The following is a 2,222-nucleotide window of genomic DNA, read 5'->3' on the forward strand; positions in this document are numbered from 1 at the left end:
ATGTTGGGAAGCCTGTGGGACAATATGGAAAGTCTGATAGCCTAAAATCGGATGGACTGTTAGGATAAGAATACTATGGTGAACAGACGTGAACCATCGCAAGAGTCGTTACAGGGACTAAGTGAAATAAGGCTGATACACTTACACCAAAAGGTACGGAGGAGGTCATTGGGGCTTTCATAACCTGATGACAAATGGACACATTCTTCCCGGCTCAAAGATGGCACCTAAGGTATTCACAATTATTTATAACACGGAACTTGGTAAGCCCTATGTATTCCTTTTAATCGATAGAAGGTATAGAACTCGTAAGAGGGATAGACGATACAGAGGGTAGAGGAAAGGATAAAAAGCGAATGCTCCAACTGTAATGGTAGGAGATAGGGGTTCAAACTTTGCCCTGACCTGAAAGGGTGCAGACTTATCCTATGGTATTTCATGACAAAAATGGAGGTAAACCTATGAATGATAAACATTCAACGACAGCACCAGCTGAGAAGTTATCACACAAGCAACTGCTTGCGAAACAATGGAAAAGCATTGATTGGAAGAGAGCAGAACAAGAAGTGAATAGGCTACAAATCAGGATTGTCAAGGCTACTCAAGCCAAACACACTAACACAGTGAAGAGACTTCAATATTTACTAACCCATTCGTTCTATGCCAAGGCACTTGCCGTTCGTCGAGTAACGACTAACAAAGGTAAGAAAACAGCTGGTGTAGATGGTGAACTGTGGACGACCCCTACTCAAAAGATGGAGGCTCTCCTATCTCTAACTGACAAAGGCTATAAAGCCAGTCCGTTAAGACGGGTTTACATCGACAAAAAGGGGAAAAAGAAGAAACGTCCATTAGGGATTCCGACTATGTACGACAGAGCTATGCAGGCACTCTATGCTTTAGCATTAGAACCTGTTGCAGAGACAACCGCGGATACTAAATCATTCGGCTTCCGAAAAGGAAGAAGCTGTCAAGATGCTTGTGAATATATCTTCACAGCACTATCACGAAAAGCTTCTCCTCAGTGGATTTTAGAAGGCGACATCAAAGGCTGTTTTGACAACATCAGTCATGACTGGCTCTTAGAGAACATTCCGATGGATAAATCTATCTTAAAACAATTCCTTAAAGCAGGTTTTGTGTTCAAGGGTGAGTTATTCCCAACGGAAGACGGCACGCCACAAGGCGGTATCATTTCGCCTATCCTTGCCAATATGGCACTCGATGGATTACAACAAGTCTTATCAGATAGATTTCATACCAATCGTTTAGGAAAAATTGACCTTCGATTCAAGAATAGCCATAAGGTCAATCTTGTCCGTTATGCGGATGATTTTATCGTCACAGCTGCGACACAAGAAATTGCATTAGAGGCTAAAGAATTGATTAGAGAGTTTCTGCTTGGACGAGGTTTAGAGCTGTCAGAGGAAAAGACATTGGTAACTCATATCAACGATGGTTTCGACCTACTTGGTTGGAATTTTCGGAAGTACAAGGGGAAATTGATTGTAAAACCATCTAAGAATTCTATTCAAACTGTTATTGGTAAATTCTCAGAAACCATCCTCAAGCGAGGAAAAGCATGGGAGCAAGAAGTCTTAATCATGAAACTAAATCAACAGATAAGAGGATGGACAAACTACCACCAATCCGTGTGTGCTAGTGAAGCCTTCTCCTATCTGGACTATCATTTATACGAATTATTGTGGCGATGGGCAAAACGTCGTCATCCAAAGAAAGGCCAGTGGTGGGTTTCGACCAAGTATTGGCATAGAAGAGGCAATCGAAGTTGGGTATTCGCTTCAGGCGATAAAGAACTCATTCGAGTTGACCATACTGCTATCGTCAGACATACAAAAGTCAGAGAAAATGCCAATCCTTACTTGGATATAGACTATTTTGCTCAACGAACCTTTAATCATGGTATGAAACGGTTGACAGGTCGTTTTAAACTTGTTTGGAAGAAACAAGACGGACGCTGTCATCACTGTGGACTCCCGATGGAACTTGGAGAAGATAGAGAAATTTTCGTTAAAGTTCCAAAATCAAAGGGAGGTGTGGAAGAAGTTGATAATATGGCTTATGTGCATAGCTACTGTCAGCGACTATTTATTGAGAGCCTCTCGAAAGAGTGATGAAATGCTTGAGCCGTATGAGGGGAAACTCTCACGTACGGTTCTTAGAGAGGAAGGTGGTAGTAATACCACTAACCTACTCGACTA

1 protein-coding gene is annotated in these 2,222 nt (G+C 41.9%); it reads left to right on the top strand.

Annotated elements, in window-relative coordinates; all coding sequences use genetic code 11:
* Positions 1 to 461 precede the first annotated feature (461 nt).
* The gene (ltrA, locus tag SST111_RS09525; RefSeq protein ID WP_099810966.1) at positions 462 to 2,135 is read left to right on the top strand and encodes a group II intron reverse transcriptase/maturase; all 1,674 of its coding nucleotides are present in this window, start codon (positions 462 to 464) and stop codon (positions 2,133 to 2,135) included.
* The last annotated feature ends 87 nt before the right edge of the window (positions 2,136 to 2,222 follow it).

The sequence above is a fragment of the Streptococcus suis YS161 genome (assembly GCF_002760245.1).
Classification (GTDB): Bacteria; Bacillota; Bacilli; order Lactobacillales; family Streptococcaceae; genus Streptococcus; species Streptococcus suis_I.